Source organism: Streptomyces sp. NPDC001868, assembly GCF_040297125.1.
Classification (GTDB): domain Bacteria; phylum Actinomycetota; class Actinomycetes; order Streptomycetales; family Streptomycetaceae; genus Streptomyces.
On record NZ_JBEOYO010000012.1, the window covers coordinates 198,862 to 219,141 of the forward strand.

Annotated in this window: 17 protein-coding genes and 1 pseudogene; 5 read left to right on the forward strand and 13 right to left on the reverse strand. The window is 71.8% G+C overall.

Translation table 11 applies throughout. From position 1 onward, the window contains the following. Nucleotides 1-113 precede the first annotated feature (113 nt). Nucleotides 114-1,154, forward strand: coding sequence for a helix-turn-helix domain-containing protein (locus ABT147_RS17260; RefSeq protein WP_351406689.1), 1,041 nt, complete (start codon nt 114-116; stop codon nt 1,152-1,154). 351 nt (nt 1,155-1,505) lie between these two features. Here the strand turns inward: ABT147_RS17260 and ABT147_RS17265 are convergent, their stop codons facing one another. The 6 genes and pseudogenes from ABT147_RS17265 to ABT147_RS17290 all read right to left on the reverse strand — a co-directional run bounded on the left by ABT147_RS17265 (nt 1,506) and on the right by ABT147_RS17290 (nt 6,986). After that, nucleotides 1,506-2,681, reverse strand: a complete 1,176-nt coding sequence (locus tag ABT147_RS17265; protein WP_351406753.1) for a serine hydrolase domain-containing protein — start codon at nt 2,679-2,681, stop codon at nt 1,506-1,508. A 190-nt stretch (nt 2,682-2,871) separates the two neighbouring features. Beyond that, nucleotides 2,872-3,372 (reverse strand): organic hydroperoxide resistance protein, encoded by a 501-nt coding sequence (locus tag ABT147_RS17270; RefSeq protein WP_351406691.1) that lies wholly within the window; start codon nt 3,370-3,372, stop codon nt 2,872-2,874. Nucleotides 3,373-3,542: 170 nt separating this feature from the next. Continuing rightward, nucleotides 3,543-4,016, reverse strand: coding sequence for a MarR family winged helix-turn-helix transcriptional regulator (locus tag ABT147_RS17275; RefSeq protein ID WP_351406693.1), 474 nt, complete (start codon nt 4,014-4,016; stop codon nt 3,543-3,545). A 238-nt stretch (nt 4,017-4,254) separates the two neighbouring features. Continuing rightward, nucleotides 4,255-5,055 carry an energy-coupling factor ABC transporter ATP-binding protein gene (locus ABT147_RS17280; RefSeq protein ID WP_351406695.1) on the reverse strand — a complete coding sequence of 267 codons (801 nt, stop codon included), beginning with the start codon at nt 5,053-5,055 and terminating at the stop codon, nt 4,255-4,257. Between the two features lie 2 nt (nt 5,056-5,057). Further along, nucleotides 5,058-5,819, reverse strand: a complete 762-nt coding sequence (cbiQ, locus tag ABT147_RS17285) for a cobalt ECF transporter T component CbiQ (RefSeq protein WP_351406697.1) — start codon at nt 5,817-5,819, stop codon at nt 5,058-5,060. A gap of 1 nt (nt 5,820) precedes the next feature. Then, nucleotides 5,821-6,986: pseudogene (locus ABT147_RS17290) on the reverse strand (energy-coupling factor ABC transporter permease). Nucleotides 6,987-7,187: 201 nt separating this feature from the next. Between ABT147_RS17290 and ABT147_RS17295 the strand changes: the two are divergent. Together ABT147_RS17295 and ABT147_RS17300 are read left to right on the forward strand one after the other, a co-directional pair. Beyond that, on the forward strand, nt 7,188-7,532 hold the full coding sequence (locus ABT147_RS17295) for an SsgA family sporulation/cell division regulator (protein ID WP_351406700.1): 345 nt from the start codon (nt 7,188-7,190) through the stop codon (nt 7,530-7,532). Between the two features lie 50 nt (nt 7,533-7,582). After that, nucleotides 7,583-8,338, forward strand: a complete 756-nt coding sequence (locus ABT147_RS17300) for a histidine phosphatase family protein (RefSeq protein ID WP_351406755.1) — start codon at nt 7,583-7,585, stop codon at nt 8,336-8,338. A 15-nt stretch (nt 8,339-8,353) separates the two neighbouring features. Here ABT147_RS17300 and ABT147_RS17305 read toward each other — a convergent pair whose 3' ends face one another. Together ABT147_RS17305 and ABT147_RS17310 are read right to left on the reverse strand one after the other, a co-directional pair. Further along, nucleotides 8,354-9,223, reverse strand: a complete 870-nt coding sequence (locus ABT147_RS17305; protein ID WP_351406702.1) for an intradiol ring-cleavage dioxygenase — start codon at nt 9,221-9,223, stop codon at nt 8,354-8,356. Between the two features lie 118 nt (nt 9,224-9,341). Beyond that, the gene (locus ABT147_RS17310; RefSeq protein ID WP_351406704.1) at nt 9,342-9,593 is read right to left on the reverse strand and encodes a hypothetical protein; all 252 of its coding nucleotides are present in this window, start codon (nt 9,591-9,593) and stop codon (nt 9,342-9,344) included. Between the two features lie 318 nt (nt 9,594-9,911). On the opposite strand from ABT147_RS17310, the gene kilB reads away from it, so the two are divergent. Continuing rightward, on the forward strand, nt 9,912-10,376 hold the full coding sequence (kilB, locus tag ABT147_RS17315; RefSeq protein WP_351406706.1) for a plasmid transfer protein KilB: 465 nt from the start codon (nt 9,912-9,914) through the stop codon (nt 10,374-10,376). Between the two features lie 42 nt (nt 10,377-10,418). Here kilB and ABT147_RS17320 read toward each other — a convergent pair whose 3' ends face one another. From ABT147_RS17320 to ABT147_RS17340, 5 genes are all read right to left on the reverse strand, one after another. Beyond that, nucleotides 10,419-11,297 carry an LLM class flavin-dependent oxidoreductase gene (locus tag ABT147_RS17320; protein ID WP_351406708.1) on the reverse strand — a complete coding sequence of 293 codons (879 nt, stop codon included), beginning with the start codon at nt 11,295-11,297 and terminating at the stop codon, nt 10,419-10,421. Between the two features lie 77 nt (nt 11,298-11,374). Continuing rightward, entirely contained in the window at nt 11,375-11,884 is a 510-nt protein-coding gene (locus ABT147_RS17325; RefSeq protein WP_351406710.1) for a DinB family protein, read from the reverse strand. Between the two features lie 33 nt (nt 11,885-11,917). Next, complete coding sequence (locus tag ABT147_RS17330; RefSeq protein ID WP_351406712.1) at nt 11,918-13,000, reverse strand: epoxide hydrolase family protein; 1,083 nt, start codon at nt 12,998-13,000, stop codon at nt 11,918-11,920. 273 nt (nt 13,001-13,273) lie between these two features. Next, nucleotides 13,274-15,604, reverse strand: a complete 2,331-nt coding sequence (locus tag ABT147_RS17335; RefSeq protein ID WP_351406714.1) for an MMPL family transporter — start codon at nt 15,602-15,604, stop codon at nt 13,274-13,276. Between the two features lie 187 nt (nt 15,605-15,791). Beyond that, nucleotides 15,792-16,394 (reverse strand): TetR/AcrR family transcriptional regulator, encoded by a 603-nt coding sequence (locus ABT147_RS17340; protein ID WP_351406716.1) that lies wholly within the window; start codon nt 16,392-16,394, stop codon nt 15,792-15,794. Nucleotides 16,395-16,623: 229 nt separating this feature from the next. Here ABT147_RS17340 and ABT147_RS17345 point away from each other — a divergent pair, with 229 nt between their 5' ends. After that, entirely contained in the window at nt 16,624-20,136 is a 3,513-nt protein-coding gene (locus ABT147_RS17345) for a S41 family peptidase (protein ID WP_351406719.1), read from the forward strand. Nucleotides 20,137-20,280: the final 144 nt, after the last annotated feature.

Sequence of the window (20,280 nt, forward strand, 5' to 3'; positions counted from 1 at the left end):
GGGCGCGGGCGGCCCCCGGCACGCGCCGGCGAGCGAACCCCGCCCCACCCCGCCCGGCCGCGGCCTCCGGGCGCCCGGCCGCCGCTGTTCAGCCCTGTGGTTGACTGACCCCCGTGTTGCACGAGTCGGTCTTCCGGTCCGTGGACCTGCCGGTGGACGCCCGGTTCGAGGCCTGGGCGGAGCTGCTGCGGCAGACGCACGCGCCCATGGGCCTGGTCCCCATCCCCCTGTCGACGGCCGACCGGGGCCACCACCCCGGCGCCGACTACCACGCCCACCAACGCCTCATCCCCCTCGGCGACGTGACGATCTGGCCCGCCACCTTCGACCCCATCGTCTTCCGCCGCACCCCGAAGATGGTCCGCCAGTCCGACCCGGAGACGTTCCATCTGTCCCTCCTCCTCCAGGGCGAGGGCGCCGCCACCTGGGGCCGGCAGCAAGTCGCGTACGAGGCACAGGACTTCCACGTCAACTGCACCTCGATGGCGTACGAGATCCTCACCGGCACCGAACCGGTCACCACCGTCGGCATCGAGATACCCCGCTCGCTGATCGCCCTGCCCGCGCGCAAGGCGGACCAGGTGATCGGCAGCCGGCTGTCGGGCCGGGACGGCGTCGGCGCGCTGCTCGCGCAGTTCCTGATGGGGCTGGCGGCGGACACGGGCCCGTACCGGCCCGCCGACGCGCCCCGTCTCGGCACGGTGGTCGCCGATCTGATCACCGCGCTCTTCGCCCACATCGTCGACACGGAGCCGCGGCTGACGCCGGAGGCCCACGGGCGGACGCTGCTCCTGACCGTCAAGGCGTTCATACGGCGGCATCTGGGCGACCCCGATCTCACGCCCGCGGCCATCGCCGCCGCCCATCACATCTCGCGCAGCTATCTGCACCGGCTCTTCCAGACGGAGGGTCTCACCGTCGCGACGTACGTCCGGGACCAGCGGCTGCGGAACGCGTACCGCGACCTCACCGATCCCGACCCCGTGCTGCGGGCCACCCCGATCCACGCGATCGGGGCGCGCTGGGGGTTTCCGCGTGCGGCCGAGTTCAGCCGGGCGTTCCGGACGGCGTACGGGGTGCCGCCGAGCGAGTTGCGGCGTGGGGTGGGGGCGGGACGGGGTCGGGTGGCGAAGAGTGGACTCGTTGCCAAGTGACAGTGGACTGTCAGCCAACGACATGGGCCGGGATTCCGCGCATCCTGGTGAGCGCCGCCGCGGAGGGCGGTCGTCCGGATCACCGGGATCGGGCCAGGACATCAGCGGGGGAGCCCTGGGTCGGTCCGGCCGCTCGCCGTGACGGCCGCCCTTCGCGGTGTTGCCGGGCGCCTGATGGCTCGGGGGTGGCTGTGCTTCGGCGGCTGCGGGTGCGTCGTGGTTGCTCGCGCAGTTCCCCGCGCCCCTGAAAAGCAGGGGCTGCGCCCCGTGCCCCCGTGCTTTTCAGGGCCCGCCGAACCTTCAGGCCCAACGAACCAGCAGGCCCAACGAGCCTTCAGGCCCGCCGCCCCTTCAACCCTTCAGCGCCTCCCGTACCGCCCTCACCAGTGACTGGGCCCTCGGGTCTGCCGTCACCGTTTTGCGGTAGCCGTTGGTGATGTAGCCGAGGGCGATGCCTGATTCGGGGTCGGCGAAGCCTAGGGGGCCGCCTCGGCCGGGGTGGCCGAAGGAGGTGGGGGCCAGGAGTGGGGAGGCGGTGCCGTGGAGCATGTAGCCGAGGCCGAAGCGGGTGTTGATGACGAGGACGCGGTCGGGCCCCGCGGACTCCTCGGCGCGGGCCGCCGCCAGGGTCGCCGGGTCGAACAGCCGTACGCCGTCGACCTCGCCGATGAGCGCCGCGTAGAAGCGGGCCAGGCCGTCGGCGGTGGCGATGCCGTTGGTGGCGGGGAGGGCGGAGGCCCGGTACGCGGGGTCGTTCTGGTCGGGGAACGGGGTGATCGCGGCGAAGGCGCGGCGGGTGAGGGAGTCCGGGTCGTCGTAGGCCTCGGTGACCGAGCGCTTGGCGCGGACGCGCAGGCCGCCCGTGGGCTCGGGGGCGGATTCCAGGCGGCCGGCGCGGCCCACCCGGCCCGCCGCCGCCACGGAGTCCGGGAGCCCCAGCCACAGGTCCTCGTCCAGGCCCAGCGGGGCGGCTATCTCCGACGCGATCCACTCGCCCGTCCCCCGGCCGGTCACCCGCCGGACGAGTTCGTCGAGCATCCAGCCGTAGGTGAGGGGGTGGTAGCCGTGGTCGGTGCCGGGCTCCCAGGCGGGCGCCTGCGCGGCCACGGCCGCCGGGCCCCGGCGCGGGTCCAGCGCCTCGGCGGGGGTGAGGGGGTGGTCCAGGACCGGGAGCCCGGCGCGGTGGTTGAGGACATGCCTGACCAGCACGCGGTCCTTGCCGTGCGCCTTGAACTCGGGCCAGTACCGGCCCACCGGCGCGTCGAGGTCCAACTCCCCGCGCTCGGCCAGCAGCAGCGGTACGGCGGCGGCGACGCCCTTCGTGGCCGAGCGCATGATCTGGGCGGTGCCGTGCCGCCAGGGCTCGTCGCCGTCGACGTCCCGGCTGCCGGCCCACAGGTCGACGACCTTGCGCCCATGCCGGTAGACCACGACCGCCGCGCCCCGCTCGCCGAACGCCTCGAAGTTGCGTACGAACGCGGCCCTGACCGGCTCGAAGCCCTCGGCGACCGTGCCACTCACGTCTATGTCTGCGACCACGTCTACGTCTGCGACCACGTCTGCGTCCACGTCGGCGCTCCTCGCTGTCCGTTCACTCGCCCGACCACTCGCCGCGACGACGGATGCAACGTACAGGCACAGCCCCGGATTCCCCCGCCCGGGGCCGCCTCGGCGCCTCGGCGCCTCGGCCTCTCCGCCCGTCGGCCCGTCGGCCTTCTCAGCCCAGCACGATCGTGACGTCGATGTTGTCCCGGGTCGCGTTCGAGTACGGGCAGACCTGGTGGGCCGCGTCGACGAGCTTGGCGGCTACGGCCTGGTCGATGATCGGGAGGGAGACGCTGAGGGCGACGGCGAGGCCGTAGCCGCGCTGCCTGTTGGGGCCGATGCCGACCTTCGCGGCGACGGTGGAGCCGGTCAGGTCGAAGCCCGCGCGGCGGCCGACGAGGACCAGCGCGTTGTGGAAGCACGAGCTGTACCCGGCGGCGAAGAGCTGCTCGGGGTTGGTGCCGTCGCCGTCGCCGCCCATCGCCGGCGGCATCGCGACCTTGAGGTCGATCTGGCCGTCCTGGCTGCTGATGTAGCCGTCCCGGCCGCCGTGCGCGGTGGCCTCGGCGACGTACATGATCTTCGTCGGCCGCGTGTCCGGACGGCCGCCCGTACCGGTACCGCCATCGGCGTCGGTATCGGTACGCGTCTCCACCGCGGCGTCGTCAGTCATTCCCTTGGCCTCCCCCAGGACGAGCGCGTGACCTCCCCAGGACAGGCGCGCACGAATACATCGTGCACAAGGTACCGGCCGGTAGGGGGGATGCGGTTACCAGGGGGTAGTAACCATGGGTAACTCAAGGTCACCGAGGAGTGGGCGCGGACCGGAGGCCCGGTGGCCGCTCAGCGGCCCGCCGCCTTCGTCGCCCGTGCCGTCAGCTGCCACAGTTCCTCGCGGAGCCGGGTCACCTCGGGGCCGTGCAGCCCGGTGGCGGCGACCAGGGTGGCGGGGACTGCCGCCGCGCGGTCGCGGAGCTGTTCGCCGCGTCCGGTGAGGGTGATCCGTACCGAGCGCTCGTCCCGCAGCGAACGCTCCCGGCACAGCAGCCCGGCCGACTCCAGCCGCTTCAGCAGCGGCGAGACGGTGCCGTAGTCGAGGCGCAGGTCGCCGGCGAGTTCCTTGACGGTGGTCTCGCCGCGTTCCCAGAGGGAGAGCATGACCAGGTACTGCGGGTAGGTGAGGCCGAGTTCGTCGAGCAGCGGGCGGTACGCGGCGGTGACCGCGCGCTGGGCCGCGTACAGCGCGAAGCACAACTGCTCTTCGAGGAGCAGCGAACCGTGCCGTTGCGCATCCGCTTGATTCGTCACGGGGCCCATTGTCGCGGATGTCCGCGTGACTTCCCGGCAGGGGGCGCGTGATTGTCCGCGGGTCCGGTGGGGCTTCTCGCGCAGTTCCCCGCGCCCCTAAGGATTCAGGCCCCTGCGGGCCTGAAAAGACCACGGGGCTGCGGATTGAAAAGCACGGGGCGCAGCCCCGGCTTTTCAGGGGCGCGGGGAACTGCGCGACCAGCCACGATCCACCCGCACCCGGCAACGCGACCCGCACCCCCGGGCTCTACCCCGCCCGCACTCCCCGCCCCGCCCGAGGATCGAACCCGAACGGCAGTTCAAGCCGGTGCGCCCGCATCAACGCGTCGTCACCGAGCAGCTCCCCGGTCACACCGTCCGCCGCGATGACCCCGTCGCTGAGGATCAGCGACCGAGGGCACAGCTCGAGGGCGTACGGCAGGTCATGGGTCACCATCAGCACGGTGACGTCCAACGACCGCAGAATGTCGGCCAGTTCACGACGCGACGCGGGATCGAGGTTGGAGGACGGCTCGTCGAGGACGAGAATCTCCGGCTCCATGGCGAGCACCGTGGCCACCGCCACCCGCCGCCGCTGCCCGAACGACAGGTGGTGCGGCGGCCGTTCCTTGAACTCCGCCATGCCGACCTGCCCGAGGGCCTTGTCCACCCGGGCCTCCAGCTCGGCGCCCTTCATCCCCGCCGCCGCCGGCCCGAAGGCCACGTCCTCCCGCACGGTCGGCATGAACAACTGGTCGTCGGGGTCCTGGAAGACGATGCCGACCTTCCGCCGGATCTCGGCCATGTGCCGCTTGCCCACGGGCATCCCGGCGACGGTCACCGTGCCCGCGCCGCCGGTGAGGATGCCGTTGAGGTGCAGGACGAGGGTGGTCTTCCCGGCCCCGTTCGGCCCGAGCAGCGCGACCCGTTCGCCGCGTCCGACGGTGAAGTCGACGCCGAACAGGGCCTGATGGCCGTCGGGATAGGCGAAGGCGAGCCCGGCGACTTCGAGGGACGGGGGCGGCGAATCCCCGGCCTCGGCGGACGGGGGCACAGGGCTTTCGGGCATGGTCACAGGCTCCATCCCAGCAGACAGACGACGAGCGCGGCGACCGGGAGGGCGAACGCGTACGACCACTGTGCCCGGGACGCGGTCACCTCGTCGATGACGGGCATGGTCCCCGCGTACCCCCTGCTGATCATGGCCAGATGGACCCGCTCGCCGCGCTCGTAGGAGCGGATGAACAGCGCCCCGGCCGACTTGGCGAGCACACCCCAGTGCCGTACGCCGCTCGCCTCGAACCCGCGTGACTCGCGCGCGATCCGCATCCGCCGCATCTCGTCCGCGATGACATCCCCGTACCGGATCATGAAGGACGCGATCTGGACGAGCAGCGGCGGGAGTCTGAGCCGCTGGAGGCCCAGCAGCAGTGCGCGGAGTTCGGTGGTGGAGGCGAGGAGGACGGAGGCGGCGACGCCCAGCGTGCCCTTGGCGAGGACGTTCCAGGCGCCCCACAGCCCGTTGACGCTGAGCGACATCCCCAGCACCTCGACCCGCTCGCCCTGCGCCACGAAGGGCATGAGCACGGCGAAGGCGACGAACGGGATCTCGATCAGCAGCCGCCGCAGCAGGAACCCGGCGGGTACGCGGGCCACGTACGCCACCACCCCCAGCAGTACGGCGTACAGCCCGAACGCCCACATCGCCTCCCGTGGCGTCGACACCACGACGATGACGAAGGCGAAGACGGCCGCGAGTTTGGTGTGCGGCGGCAGGGCGTGGACGGGCGAGTGCGCGTGCCGGTAGAGCTTGTGGGCGTGGCCCGCGCCCATGTCAGGCGTTCTCGGGCACGGAGGTGGGCGAGGTGGCGTCGCCCTCGCCGGTACGCCGCTTGCGTACGGCCCAGAAGATCCCCGTCCCGGCGACGACCGTGACGCCGACGCCGATCACGCCCGCGAGTCCGCCCGCGAGCCGGGCGTCGGTGAGGCCCTCGACGCCGTAGTCGGCCAGCGGGGAGTCGGCGGCGGCGTGGTCCTCGGCCTTGGCGTCGAAGCCCTTGTCGGCGGCGACCTTCTCCAGACCGTCGGGCTCGGCGGAGGCGTAGAAGCTGACGACACCGGCGAGGAGGAGGGAGGTGCCGAGGCCGGCGAGGATCAGCTTGCGCGGCGACCGGGCGGCGACGGGGGCGAGAGCGGGGGCCGGCTCGGCGGCCGGCGCGTCGACGAGTTCGCCGTTGACCCGCAGCTTCAGCGGGGCGGTCAGGCCTCGGGCGCCGTGGACGAGGTCCGGGCGTACGGCGATCACGGCGCCGACGGTCGCGGCGGTGATCGCGGCCTCGCCGATGCCGATGAGGGTGTGGACGCCGACCATGGCGGTGAGGACCGAGCCGATCGGCACGTCCGTGGTGCCGCCGATCGCGTAGACGAGGGTGAAGGCGGCGGCCGAGGCGGGCACCGAGATCAGGGCCGCGACGAAGGCGGAGACGGTGATCGAGCGGCGCTTCCTGGGCAGGACGGTGACGAGCCCGCGGAAGACGGCGTAACCGACCACCGAGGTGATCACGCCCATGATCGTGATGTTCACGCCGAGGGCGGTGAGGCCGCCGTCGGCGAAGAGGATGCCCTGCATGAGGAGCACCACGGACACGCACAGGACCCCTGTGTAGGGGCCCACGAGTATCGCGGCCAGGGCGCCGCCGAGCAGATGTCCGCTGGTCCCGGCCGCGACCGGGAAGTTCAGCATCTGCACGGCGAAGATGAACGCGGCGACGAGCCCGGCGAGGGGCGCCGTCCGCTCGTCCAGCTCACGCCGGGCGCCGCGCAGGCTGACGGCGACCGCACCGGCGGCGACGACTCCGGCGACCGCCGAGACGGGGGCGTTGATGAATCCGTCGGGGACGTGCATACGAGGGCTCGCTCTCCTGGCCTGCGGATGGCTGGATTGGCTGGAACCTTACGATGATAGAGCGTTGTTGCGAGTCTCTTGCAAGAGCGATTCAGAGCCGATTAGCGAACGGCTCGCGAACGGCCCACCGGATTACGGGAACCGGCGACTTCGCACCCCGCGCCCGCTTCCAGCGGCCTTGCAGCGCTCTTGCAGGGCTTCCGGGGGCGCGCGGCGCAGAATGTGCGACATTGGAGAGGCAGCGGACAGCGGATTCACAGCTTCTGCTTGCGTCACTCAGCGTGAGGAGCCGCCCGATGTCTGTCACCGTCGAGCAGTACGCCCGGGCCCATGTCGTCACGGACTCCCCCGAGGACCGGGACACCCTGCCGGTCGTCCTCCGCTACGACCCCGACACCGACGCCTCCGCCGTCCGCGTGCGCCTGCCCGGCGCCGACGAGTGGACGTTCCCCCGCGAACTCCTCGAACGCGGTCTGCGGACGCCCACCACCTCCGGCCCCGTGAGCATCTGGCCCTGCGGCCGCGTCCAGGCCGTCATGGAGTTCCACTCCGCGCAGGGGGTGGCGGTGATGCAGTTCGACACGAAGGCGCTGATCCGCTTCCTGCGGCGGACGTACACGGCGGTGCCGGTCGCGCACTGAGCGGAGCGTCCGCGGGTATGCATGACGGCGTGGACGCCACCGGCACCGAGATGACGCCTGGGATCACGACCGCCCCCGGTGAGGGGCTGGCACCGCCGTACACCCTCGCCTCGCTGTGGGCGGTCCGGCACGGGCAGAGCACCGCGAACGCCGCGTTCGCCGAGGCCGAGCGGACCGGGTCGACCGAGCCGCTGCCGGGCCGGGACGCGGACGTTCCGCTGTCCGAGCTGGGCCGTGCGCAGGCCGGGGCGCTGGGCCGATGGCTGGCCGGGCTCGCCGACGGGGACGGTAACAGTGACGGTGCCGGCGGTCAGGGTCCTGACCTGGTGGTCTGTTCGCCGTACGTACGGGCCCGGCAGACCTGGGAGCTGATGGCCGGGCATCCCCGTGTGATCCCGCCTCCGCTGCTCGTCGACGAGCGGCTGCGGGACCGGGAGATGGGGATCTTCGAGATGCACCCGCCGGACGCGCTACGGGCCCGCTCGCCCGAGGAGGAGGCGCGGCGGGCCCTGGTCGGCGACTGGTTCTACCGGCCGCCCGGCGGGGAGGCGCTGACCGATGTGGTGCTGCGGGTACGGGACTTCGTCGACGCGCTGGACCGGGTCGCCCCCGGCCGGCGGGTGCTGCTGATCGCCCACGACGCGATCGCCGTCGCCGTACGCCTGGTGTGCGCGGGGCTCGGTGCGACGTTCCCCGGGCCGCCGCCGCCCGTCCCCAACGCCTCGGTCTCGTGGTGGGAGAGCGACGACGGGGGACGGCTGCGGCTGGCGCGGTGGGGGGACACCGCGCACCTGGGGCCCTTGTGAGGGATCTCCTCGGCGTCACACCGGAACGGTGAGCGTGGCCGTGTAGCCCTTGTCGGTGCTGCCCTCGATCGTGGCGAGCTGCTGGTCGTAGCCGTCGCTGAAGATCATGTCGGTCTCCAGGGAGAGCTGGCCGAGGTTCTGGACGCTCTGGCTGTAGCCGTCCGTCGCGTACACGGTGTCGCAGACGTCCTTGGGGAAGGCGAGCTGCGAGGTGGAGGCGATGTCCTGGCCGGCGGTGGCGTCGTCGAGGCTGTCGTAGACCTCGAAGTGGATGTGCGGCCAGCGGCCCGTGTAGCAGCCGGGGAAGATCGACGTGAAGGTGACCTGGCCCTTGTCGTCGGTCTCCTGGACGCCGCGCAGATAGTTCTCCTCGGTGACGCCGTCGGTGTAGAGGGAGTACCTGCCCTCCCGGTCGCAGTGCCACAGGTAGACGGCCGCGCCCTCCTTCGGGGTGTCGCAGCCGGAGGACTGGTCGACGACGGTCAGCGTGATCGTCAGCGGGATGCCTTCGGCGACACCGCTCGACGAACCGAAGCTCTTCGTGATGTCACGCCGGACGACACCGCTCTCCTTGAGGACGTTCGGCCCGTTCGAGCCGTCGCCCGGGTACGGTCCGGCCGTCTCGTTCGGGATGACCTCGCAGTCCGAACCGGAGGTGCCGGAGGAGGACGAGCCGGAGGAGGACGCGTCCGACGCGGCGCTGCCGCCGGAGTCGTCCGCGGAACAGGCCGCCACCAGCGGGACCATGCTCGCGCCGGCCAGCAGTCTGATCATGCGGCGGCGGGCGAACACGGGGAGGTCGTGGGAGAGCCCTCTGTCGAACTCGTCGTCGTGGTGGTGGTCGTGCCCGTGGCCGCCGCCGCTGTTCTCGCGTGCTGTGCTCATGATGCCGAACCGCGCTTTCCGAATGTTCCCGTCATGGATGGCCCGGATGCTATGAGCGATTCCTGTGCGATTCCCAGGTGCCTGCCATGGGCACCTTGTCAGGCGACGCGGCTTTCGGTCACCACGCGGCCAGGAGCACGAGGACCAGGAACAGCGCGACGGGCGCCGCGATCATCGTGGTCAGGTGGACGGCCGTCGCCCGGACCGCCCCCAGCACGGGGAGGAGGACGAGCCCGCCCAGGAACCAGCACCCGTAGATCCGGCCCGCGAGACGCCAGGCCTCGGTTTCCTGCTCCCGGGTGGTGGGCTCGACGAACAGCGCTCCGACGGCCACCAGGAAGAGGATGCCGCACAGGATCAGGTCCCCCATGCCCACGCCCACGCCGACTGCGATCCGCGAGTCCGCCAGGCGTATGCGTCGACGGAGGCGTACCGCGCGGACCAGGAGAACCGCGACGCCCGGCACCGGAGGGCGACCTGTTCGCCGGGGCCCGGGAACCCGTGTGGCGCTCATGTCCCTCCCGGCCTCTCCCACGCTCGCTGGTCGTCGTAGTACATCAGCTCCACAGCCCTACGGCTCCACAGCCCTACAGCCCTACAGCTCCACGGCCCGATCCCCGATCCCCGATCCCCGAAGTCCGTGACCGTGACCGTGACCTCGCCCGTCGCCGCGTGATCAGCTAGGGCCGTGGAGACCATCATCGCCAGTGGCATAGCCGTCCTCGGTACCCTCCTCGGCTCGGGGCTGACCTTGGCCTTTCAGCAGCGCACCGCCGACCGGAGCCATGAGCTCGCCCGCCGTGAGAAGGTGCGCCAGGAACGGCTGGACGCGTACTCCGTGTACGCCGGCGCGCTGATCAACTACCGCCGCAGCCTCGTCCACCTGTGGTTCTGCGAGCACGAGCAGCCGCCGCCCGAGGACCCCGACACCGTCCGCGTCCGCACGTACGACCTGCGCTCCGGCGCTCAGGAGGCGCTGTTCCGGGCGCAGATGCTCACGGACGACGCGGATCTGAGCCGAAGCGCGGGGGACGTCCTCGCCGAGATCACGGCGCTCTCCAGAACGACGGAGAGGGCGCGGTTCGACGAGCGCCGGCTGCGGACCCTGGACGACATCACCCGCCTCATCGCGACGGCCAAACAGCACCTCTGACGCCTCATCGCGACGGCGAGCAGCACCTCCGAGGGCGCGCGCTCACGGCACCAGCGGCCGGACCTCCTCCGTCACGAACCGCACGAACCCCTCCGGGTCCGGTTCGTCGCCCGTCGGCTGGAGGATCACCGTGTCCGCGCCGGCCTCCGCCAGGCGCTCGACCGCCTTGGCGACGGTGCCCGCGTCCCCGGCGGCGCCCAGGTCCGGTACGGAGTCCAGGCCCTCGGCGGTCAGTTCGGCGCGCAGCCGGGCGGTGGCGTCCGGGCCGGTGGCGGTGAGGAGGTAGACGACGAGCTTGTGGGGGTCGGTGCGGCCGGCCGACTCCCGGCCCGCGTCGATGAGTTCACGGGCCCGGCGGACGCCGTCCGGGGCCGTGCCCGCGTGGAGGATCGTCCCGTCCGCCGCCTCGCCGGACAGCCGGAGGGTGCGCGGGCCCGTCGCCCCGGCCAGCACCCCCGTGTCGCCGTCCGGCGCCGGCGGCCAGTCGAGGGCGACGTCGTCGAGGCTGACGTACCGGCCCCGCGTCGTGATCCGTTCGCCCCGCAGCAGCGCACGCAGTGCGTCGAGGTGTTCCCGGAGGAGGGTGAGAGGCGACTCGACGCGCGCGCCCACCTGGCCCATCCAGTCCTGGACGCCGTGCCCGACGCCGACGATCGCCCGGCCCGGGAACATCCGGTGCAGCGTGGCCACCTCCATCGCCGTGATGGCGACATTGCGGAGGGGGACGGGCAGCAGCCCCACGCCCACCCGTACGCGCTCCGTCCAGGCCAGCGCGGCGGCGGCCGTCGCGAGGCCGCCCTCGCGGAAGCAGTCCTCCCAGAGCCACAGCTCTTCGAGGCCCGCCTCGTCGGCGAGACGGGCGATGTCGCGGAGGCGTTCGGGGGGCAGTTGGGGCCGGAACACCGCGCCGAGTCCAGTCACGGAGGCTTCCTGTCCAGCCGGTGCCCCCACGACACCTGGCCGGCCTCACACCCCGACCTGCGGCGGCCGGCCGCCTCTCACGCCCCGACCGTCCCGTCCACCCCCTCCCGCAGGAGGTCCGCGTGGCCGTTGTGGCGGCCGTACTCCAGCAGGACGTGGATCATGACCATGCGGAGCGAGACCTCCTCGTTCCAGCGCGGCTGGAAGCCGACCAGGTCCAGGGACTCGGCCTCCCGTTCGATACGGCGCGAGGTCTCCACCTCCGCCTCCCACGCGCCGAACGCCTCCGCCCGCGTCGAGGCGCTCACGTCGTACGCCGCCTGGAAGTCGGTCTCCTTCGACCACACCATGGGGGCGTCATGATCCTCGAAGGCCCGGCGGAACCAGGCGCGTTCCACCTCCGCCATGTGCCGGACGAGACCCAGCAGCGAGAGCGTGGACGGAGGCATCGACCGGCCGCGCAACTCCTCGTCCGTGAGGCCCGCGCACTTCATGGCGAGGGTCGCGCGGTGGTAGTCGAGGAAGGCGCGGAGCGTGTCGCGTTCGGAGCCGAGCAGGGGCGGGCCTATACGGCTGTCGTCGGTCACTGGCCATGCCCTCACAGTCGAAGAACCAATCGGTCAGCCGATTCTGTCGAAGAAGGCGCGGATGTCGGTCGCCAGTGCCTCCGGTTCGTCCATCCCCACGAAGTGGCTCCCCGGGTTCGACTCCGGCCAGTGCACGATCCGGTTGTCCCGTTCGGCGAGGCGGCGGATCGCGGGCGGGCCGCAGTACACACCCGTCGGCACATGCTTCTGCCCCTGCGGCCACACGAACTCCCGGCGGTTGTACATGAACCAGGACGACGTGCCGGAGGTGCCCGTCAGCCAGTAGAGCGCGACGTTCGTGAGGAACAGGTCGCGGTCGTAGTCGCGGATGAGGAAGTCCTCGAACTTCTGCATCATCCAGGCGAGTTGGGCGGCCGGGGAGTCGTTCCAGGCGTACGCGAAGGTCTGCGGGGCGAAGCGGAGGAGGGTGTGATGGTCGACTCCGCCGACCGACCACTGCTTGATCATCTCGTAGTGGGCCCGCTCCTCCTCGGTCAGTTCGGGGACGTCCTCCTCCGTGGGGAAACCGAAGCCGCCGTTGCTGTGGACGCCGATGACATGCGCGGGAGCCGCGCGCGCCACCGCCGGGGCCAGATACGCGCCCAGGTCGCCGCCCTGGGTGCCGTAGCGGTCGTAGCCGAGGCGGCGCATCAACTCGGCCCACATACGGGCCACGTCGTCGATGGAGAAGCCCGTCTCCGTCGGCCCCTCGGAGAAGGCGAAGCCGGGCACGGACGGGGCCACGACATGGAACCCGCGTTCGGTCAGCGGGCCGATCAGACGCGTGAACTCCACGACCGAGTTGGGCCAGCCGTGGGAGAGGAGGAGGGGGACGGCGTCGGGCCGGGGCGAGCGTACGTGGAGGAAGTGCACGTCCAGGCCGTCGATCCTGGTCATGAACTGGGGGAACTCGTTGAGGCGGCGCTCCTGGGCCCGCCAGTCGAACTTCGTCCGCCAGTACTCGGCCAGCTCCCGCACCGCCTCAACCGGCGCGCCCCGCTCGAAACCGTCACCGGGCAACCGCTTCGGCCAGCGCGTACGCGCCAACCGGTCCGCCAGGTCGTCCAGTTCGGCCTGCGGGATGTCGATACGGAAGGGGCGGATCTCGGTGTCCATCGTCGCTCCGGCTTCTGTGGGGTTCGTACGACCACGCTAGGAGCCGTATAGGACAGCTCCTGTCCCCTATGACGGACCCGCCGGACCGCCGGACCGCCGGACGGTCGAATGGCCGGACGTCCGGGAACCCGCGAACCCGAGCACCCGAGCACCCGAGCACCCCGGAAACGCGGAAGCCGGTGAGGGCGCCCGTCCCCACGGGCCCTCACCGGCGGTCCTGCTCGGCGGCCGATCCCACTCGGCAGCCGTCGTCCGTCGCGCCTGACGGAAGGGTCAGGCGCGGACCAGCTCCCTGTCCTCGTCGTCCTCGCCCTCGGCCGCCTTCCTCGCGGCGTCGTCGTGGGCCCGCAGGCCCTCGCCCTCGACGTCGACGTTGGGCAGCGCGCGGTCGAGCCACTTCGGCAGCCACCAGGCCTTGTCGCCCAGGAGGGCGAGGACGGCCGGGACGATGGCCATACGGACGACGAACGCGTCGAAGAAGACGGCGATGGCGAGACCGAAGCCGATCATCTTGATCATCGATTCGCCGGAGCCGATGAAGCCGGCGAAGACGGCCATCATGATCGCCGCGGCGGCCGCGACCACCCGGGCGCTGTACCTGAAGCCGGTCACCACGGCCTGGTTCGGGTTCTCCCCGTGGACGTACGCCTCACGCATACGGGTCACGAGGAACACCTCGTAGTCCATCGCCAGACCGAAGACCACGCCCACCATGAAGATCGGCATCATCGACATGATCGGGCCGGTCTCCTCGACCCCGATGAGCCCCGCCAGCCAGCCCCACTGGAAGACCGCGACCACGGCGCCGAGCGCGGCCAGCACGCTGAGCAGGAAGCCGAGGGCCGCCTTCAGCGGGACCAGGATCGAGCGGAAGATCACGATCAGCAGGAGGAAGGCGAGCCCCACCACCAGCGCCAGATACGGGATCAGCGCGTCGGTGAGCTTCTGCGAGAAGTCGATGTTCATCGCCGTGGCACCGGTGACCAGCACCTTGGCGTCCGTGTCCGCCGTCACGCCGGCGCCCGCGTCGCGGATGGAGTGCACCAGGTCCTCGGTCTGTGTCGAGGACGGCTTGGACTTCGGTATCACCGTGATCATCGCGGTGTCGCCGGCCTTGTTGAACGTCGCCGGGGTCACCGTGACGACGTCTTTGAGGCCCTTGATCTCGTCCGACACGGCGGTGGCGGCCTCCTGCGGGGAGGCACTGTCCTTGGCGTCGACGACGACCATCAGGGGGCCGTTGAAGCCGGGCCCGAAGCCGTCGGACAGCAGGTCGTACGCCTGGCGCTGTGTGGTGGACGTCGGCTGCGAACCGTCGTCGGGCAGGCCCAGTTCGAGCTGGGTGGCCGGGAGCGCGATCGCGCCCAGGCCGACGACGCCGAACAGCAGTACGGCGATCGGCCGGCGGACGACGAAGCTCGCCCAGCGGGTGCCCATGCTGGGCTTACCCACGGCGGCTTCCCCGGCGGAACCCTTGCCGGCCTTGACGGACTCCTCGCCGGTTTTCCCACCGGTCGCCTCTGCGGCTTCCTGGGCGGATTCCTGGGCGGAGCCCTTCGCCCTGCCGCGCCCGAGCAGCTTGCCCTTCTCACCGGCCGGGCGGACCTTGCGGCCCGCGTAGCCGAGCAGCGCCGGGATCATGGTGAGGGCGATGAGGACCGCGATGACGACCGTGCCCGCCGCCGCGAGACCCATCTTGGTCAGCATCGGGACGTTGACGACCGCGAGACCGGCCAGCGCGATCACGACCGTGAGCCCGGCGAAGACGACCGCCGAACCGGCGGTGCCGACGGCCCGGCCGACCGCCTCCTCGCGCCCCCGGCCCTCGGCCAGTTCGGACCGGTAGCGGGAGACGATGAACAGCGCGTAGTCGATACCGACCGCGAGACCGATCATCAGGGCGAGGGTGGAGGTGGTGTCGCCGAGGTCCAGCGCGTTCGCGAGGGCGGTGATGGTGGAGACGCCGATACCGACGCCGATGATCGCCGTCAGCAGCGGCAGCCCGGCCGCGACGAGCGAGCCCAGGGTGACGACGAGGACGACGGCGGCGATGGCCAGGCCGATGATCTCGCCGGCGACGGCCGTCTCGGGCTCGGCCTGCAGCGCGTCACCGCCCATCTCGACCGTCAGCCCGGCGTCCTGCGCCTTGTGCGCGGTGGTCTCCAGAGCCTCCCTGGAGGAGTCCTTCAGCTCCATGGCCGGGACCTTGTAGGTCACCGAGGCGTAGGCGACGGTCCCGTCCTTGCTGACCGCGTTGGTGGTGAACGGGTCGCTGACGGAGACGACCTCGGAACCGTCGCCCAGTTCCTGGACGGTCTTCTCGACGACCGCCTTGTTGGCGGCGTCGGCCATCTTCTCGCCCTCGGGCGCCTTGAAGACGACACGGGCGGTGGCGCCGTCGGCGCTCATCCCGGGGTAGCGCTGTTCCAGCAGGTCGAATGCCTTCTGCGCCTCGGTGCCGGGAATGGAGAAGGAGGACGAGCCGGCGGCGGGCGCGGAGGCGGCGCCGACGCCCGCGAGCGTCAGCAGTGCCACCCAGAGCAGGGCTACGAAGTGTCGTCGCCGGAAGGCGAGTCGACCCAGTTTGTAGAGGAAAGTGGCCACGGGGGCGGTACTCCCGTTCAGGTCGTGGAGGTGCGGAAGGGCAGGACGGATCGACCCGTGCCGAACGCGGGGAGACGAGGGCAGGGTGGGGCTAGGCAGGGGTGATCGGCCCGACGACGTGAGCGGGTCGCGTCAGGTGGGGCTCAGGCTCAACCGCGCGTCAGGCGGCGGTTGCGCGGGGTGTGGGTCAGTCGGTCGGTACACCGAGGGCGGGGAGGACCACGGCGTCGATGTACGAAGTGAGGAACGCCTGGGTCGGCGGCAGCTCGTCGATCATGCCCCGTGCGACGAAGGCACCGACGAACATGTGCAGCACATAGTCGACGGCCGGGTTGCCCTCGCGGACCTCGCCCCGGTCGACGGCGCGCTGCAGCACACGGCGGAGCTCCAGCAGCTCGGGCTCGATGATCAGCTCGCGGAACGCCTTCAGCAGGTCGGGATTCCCGTGGATCACCATCGCCAGGCCCCGCATGAGCGCGGAGTTCTGTTCGATGGCGCAGTCGTCCTGGCTCCTGATCATCGCGTGCAGATCGCCCCGCAGGGACCCCGTGTCGACGGTGGCGAGGTCGGGACCGGGCTTGTTGGCCCGCAACGCCTTCGCCACCAGCTCGGCCTTGCCGCCCCACTGGCGGTAGAGGGTGGCCTTGCTGGAACGGGTGCGGGCGGCCACGGCGTCCATGGTGAGGGCGTCGTAGCCGACCTCCCGGAGCAGGTCGAGGACGGCCGCGTAGAGCTCGGCCTCGCGCTCGGGCGTGAGCCGACTGCGGCGCACCGTCGCGGTCTCAGTCATCCCACTCCCCTTGCTCCGGCCGCACGTTCGAGGCGACAAGGCTACCGGCCGTACGGCATGGCACGGGCCGGACACCTCACTTCCCGAACGAAACGGTTTCGTACGCTCACGACGATACCCCGAGACTCGAAGAAAACGAAACCGTTTCGTTCGTGTATTGGGTCACCCGGTCCTCGGCCGACCGATTGCACGAGTTGCCGGGGCCTCCCGAGCGGAAAAGCATGGGGAGGTGAGCGACTCCTATGAGCAAGGGACAGGCCCGAAGCAAGGGTCGGACCGACAGCGGAGGACGGACCGAGACCGGAGGGCGGGCGGGGAGCCGGGAACGGGCCCGGACCAGGGAACGGGCCGGGAACCGGGAGCAGGCCGGGAGCCGGGAACGGGCCCGGGCCAGGGAGCGGACCGGAAGCCGGGAACGGGCCCGGACCAGGGACCGGACCGGAAGCCGGGAGCGGACCGGGGCCAGGAAACGGACCGGGACCAGGAAGCCGGCCCGGGCGCCGGCTACCTCCGCTTCCCGCACCTCAACGGCGACCGCCTCTGCTTCGTCGCCGAGGACGACCTCTGGCTGGCCCCCCTCGACGGCTCGGACCGCGCCTGGCGGCTCACCGTCGACCGTACGAAGGTCGCCGACCCGCGTTTCTCGCCCGACGGCCGGCACATCGCGTACACGAGCTGGCGGAACATCCTCCCGGAGATCCATCTGACCCCGGTGGACGGCGGGTCCCCCGCACGCCGGCTCACGCACTGGGGCAGCCCCGACACGGAGGTCTGCGGCTGGACGCCCCCCAACAAGGAGGGCCGCTCGGACATCCTGGCCGTCGCCTCCCACGGCGAGCCGTTCTCGCACTTCACCTGGGCCTACAAGGTCCGCACCGACGGCGACCCCGGCCGCAAGCTCCCCTGGGGCCCGGTCTCCGACATCCAGTGCGCCGAGATCGACGGCGAGCGCCGCACCCTCCTGCTCACCGGGACCCCGCCCCACGAACCGGCCTCCTGGAAGCGCTACCGGGGCGGTGCCATGGGCCGCCTCTGGCTGCACGGCGAACGCCTGCTGGCCGACCTCGACGGGCACCTCCACTCCCCCATGATCGTGGGCGGCCGGATCGCCTTCCTCTCCGACCACGAGGGCATCGGCAACCTGTACTCCTGCGCGTACGACGGCTCCGACCTGCGCCGCCACACCGACCACGACTCCTTCTACGCCCGGCACGCGGCCAGCGACGGCACCCGGGTGGTGTACCAGTGCGCGGGCGACCTCTGGCTCGTCGACGACCTCGCCCCGGACGCCCTGCCCCGCCGCCTCGACGTACGGCTCGGCGGCGCGCTGACCGGGCGGCGGCGGTACCAGGTGCCGGCCGCCCAGCACATCGACGGCATCTCGGTCGACGACACGGGCCGGGCGAGCGCGGTCGTCGTACGCGGCAGCCTGTACTGGCTCACCCATCGCGACGGCCCCGCCCGGACCATCGCCGACACCCCCGGCGTCCGCGTCCGGCTGCCCGAGATGCTCGGCTCCGGCGGCCAGGTGGCGTATGTGACGGACGCGGACGGCGAGGACGCGATCGAGATCGCCTACCTCCCCCGGGCCACCGGCGACCGCGCGCCCCGCCGCCTCGCCTCCGGCGACCTGGGCCGCGTCCTTGAACTGGTGTCCGACCCTCGCGGCGAGCGCCTCGCCATCGCCGCGAACGACGGCCGCGTCCTCCTCCTGGACGCGACCGAGGAGTCGAACGGCGAGGTCACCGAACTCATCACCTCCCTCAACGGCCCCGTCCGCGACCTCGCCTTCTCCCCCGACGGCGCCTGGCTGACCTGGTCCCACCCGGGCATCGGCCGCACCCTGCGCCAGATCAAGATGGCCCGGATGAAGGACCGGATCGTCGTCGACGTCACCAACGGCCGCTTCGAGGACGAGAACCCGGTGTTCACGAGCGACGGCCGCTATCTCGCCTTCCTCTCCTGGCGCGGCTTCGACCCGGTCTACGACGTCCACACCGGCGACCTCTCCTTCCCGCTCGGCTGCCGCCCCTACCTGGTCCCGCTCTCCTCCGCCACGCCCTCCCCGTTCGCCCTGAACCCCGACGGCCGCCCGGTCGCCGGGGGCATGGACCCGACCGAGGACGAGGGCACGGACGGCACGGTGACCGTCGAGACCGAAGGACTGGAGAACCGGGTCACCCCCTTCCCCGTCACCGCCTCCAAGTACTCGGCGCTGTACCCGGTCGCGGGCGGCGGCCTGGTCTGGCTGCGCTGGCCCATCTCGGGCGCCCTGGGCGAGACCTTCGCCAACCCGGACGACATGACCGGCCGCCCGACCCTCGAATACTTCAACATCAGCAAGGCGAAGAAGTCCGAACTGGTCGACCACCTGGACTGGTTCGCGGTCAGCGGCGACGGCTCACGGCTGGTGGTCGTGGACGAGGGCGACCTGCGGGCCGTCCCCTCCACCGAGTCCGGCGACGGCGACTCGACCGTCTGGATCGACCTGCGGCGCATCCTGCACGAGGTCGACCCGGCCGCCGAGTGGCGCCAGTCGTACGCGGAGGCCGGCCGCCTGATCCGCGCGTACTTCTGGGACCCGAGGATGAGCGGCATCGACTGGGACGGGATCCTCGACCAGTACCGGCCGCTGGTCGAACGGGTCGCGTCCCCCGACGAGTTCGCGGACCTGCTCCGCGAGGTCCTCGGCGAACTCGGCACCTCCCACGCGTACGTCTCCCCCGCGCGCCGCAACGAGGGCCCGCCCCACTACCAGCGCCGCCAGGGCCTCCTGGGCGCCAACTTCGTCCGCCGCGACGACGACTGGACGATCCGCCGCATCCTCCCCGGCGACTCCTCCGACTCCAAGGCCCGCTCCCCGCTGGCCGGCACGGGCATCAGGGAGGGCGCCGCGCTGACCCACGTCGACGGCCGCCCGGTGGACCCGACGACGGGCCCGTACCCCCTGCTGGCGGGCGCGGGCGGCACCACCGTCGAACTGACCTTCACCCCGGCGGAGGGCGAGGGCCGCTCCCGCCGCGTCGCCGTGGTCCCCCTCCTCGACGAACGCCCCCTGCGCTACCAGGACTGGGTCGCCAAACGCCGCGAGGTCGTACGGGAGTTGAGCGGCGGCCACTGCGGCTACCTCCACATCCCGGACATGGGCGGCTCCGGCTGGGCCCAGTTCAACCGCGATCTGCGCATGGAGGTGTCCCGGCCCGCCCTGATCGTCGACGTACGCGGCAACGCGGGCGGCCACATCAGCGAGCTGGTGGTGGAGAAACTGTCCCGCACGATCCTCGGCTGGGACCTGACCCGGGGCGCCCAGCCGGTCTCCTACGCCTCCAGTGCCCCGCGCGGCCCGGTGGTCGCCCTGGCCGACGAGGCGACCTCCTCCGACGGCGACATGATCACGGCGGCCTTCAAACTCCTCCAACTCGGCCCGGTCGTCGGCCTGCGCACCTGGGGCGGCGTCGTCGGCATGACCGGCCGCCACCAGCTCGGCGACGGCACGATCATCACCGTCCCCATGAACGCCGCCTGGTTCGACGCGTACGGCTGGACCATCGAGAACCGAGGCGTCACCCCCGACGAGGAAACCCTCCGCACCCCGGTCGACTGGGCGGAAGGCCACAACACCCAACTGGAAGCAGCAGTCTCCCTGGCCCTGACCCTCCTCAAAACCCACCCCCCAGCAGACCCCCCCGACTACACCAACACCCCAAACAGATCCCGCCCAAACCTCCCAAAACTCCCCTGAAGCGAGGGGGTGTGGGGCGGCGGGGGTCGGGCGCGGGGCGGCGGGCGTGGGTCGCCGGGCGACGGGCGTGGGCCGTCGAGCGACGGGCGTGGGCCGCCGGGCGACGGGCGTGGACCGTCGAGCGACGGGCGTGGGCCGCCGGGC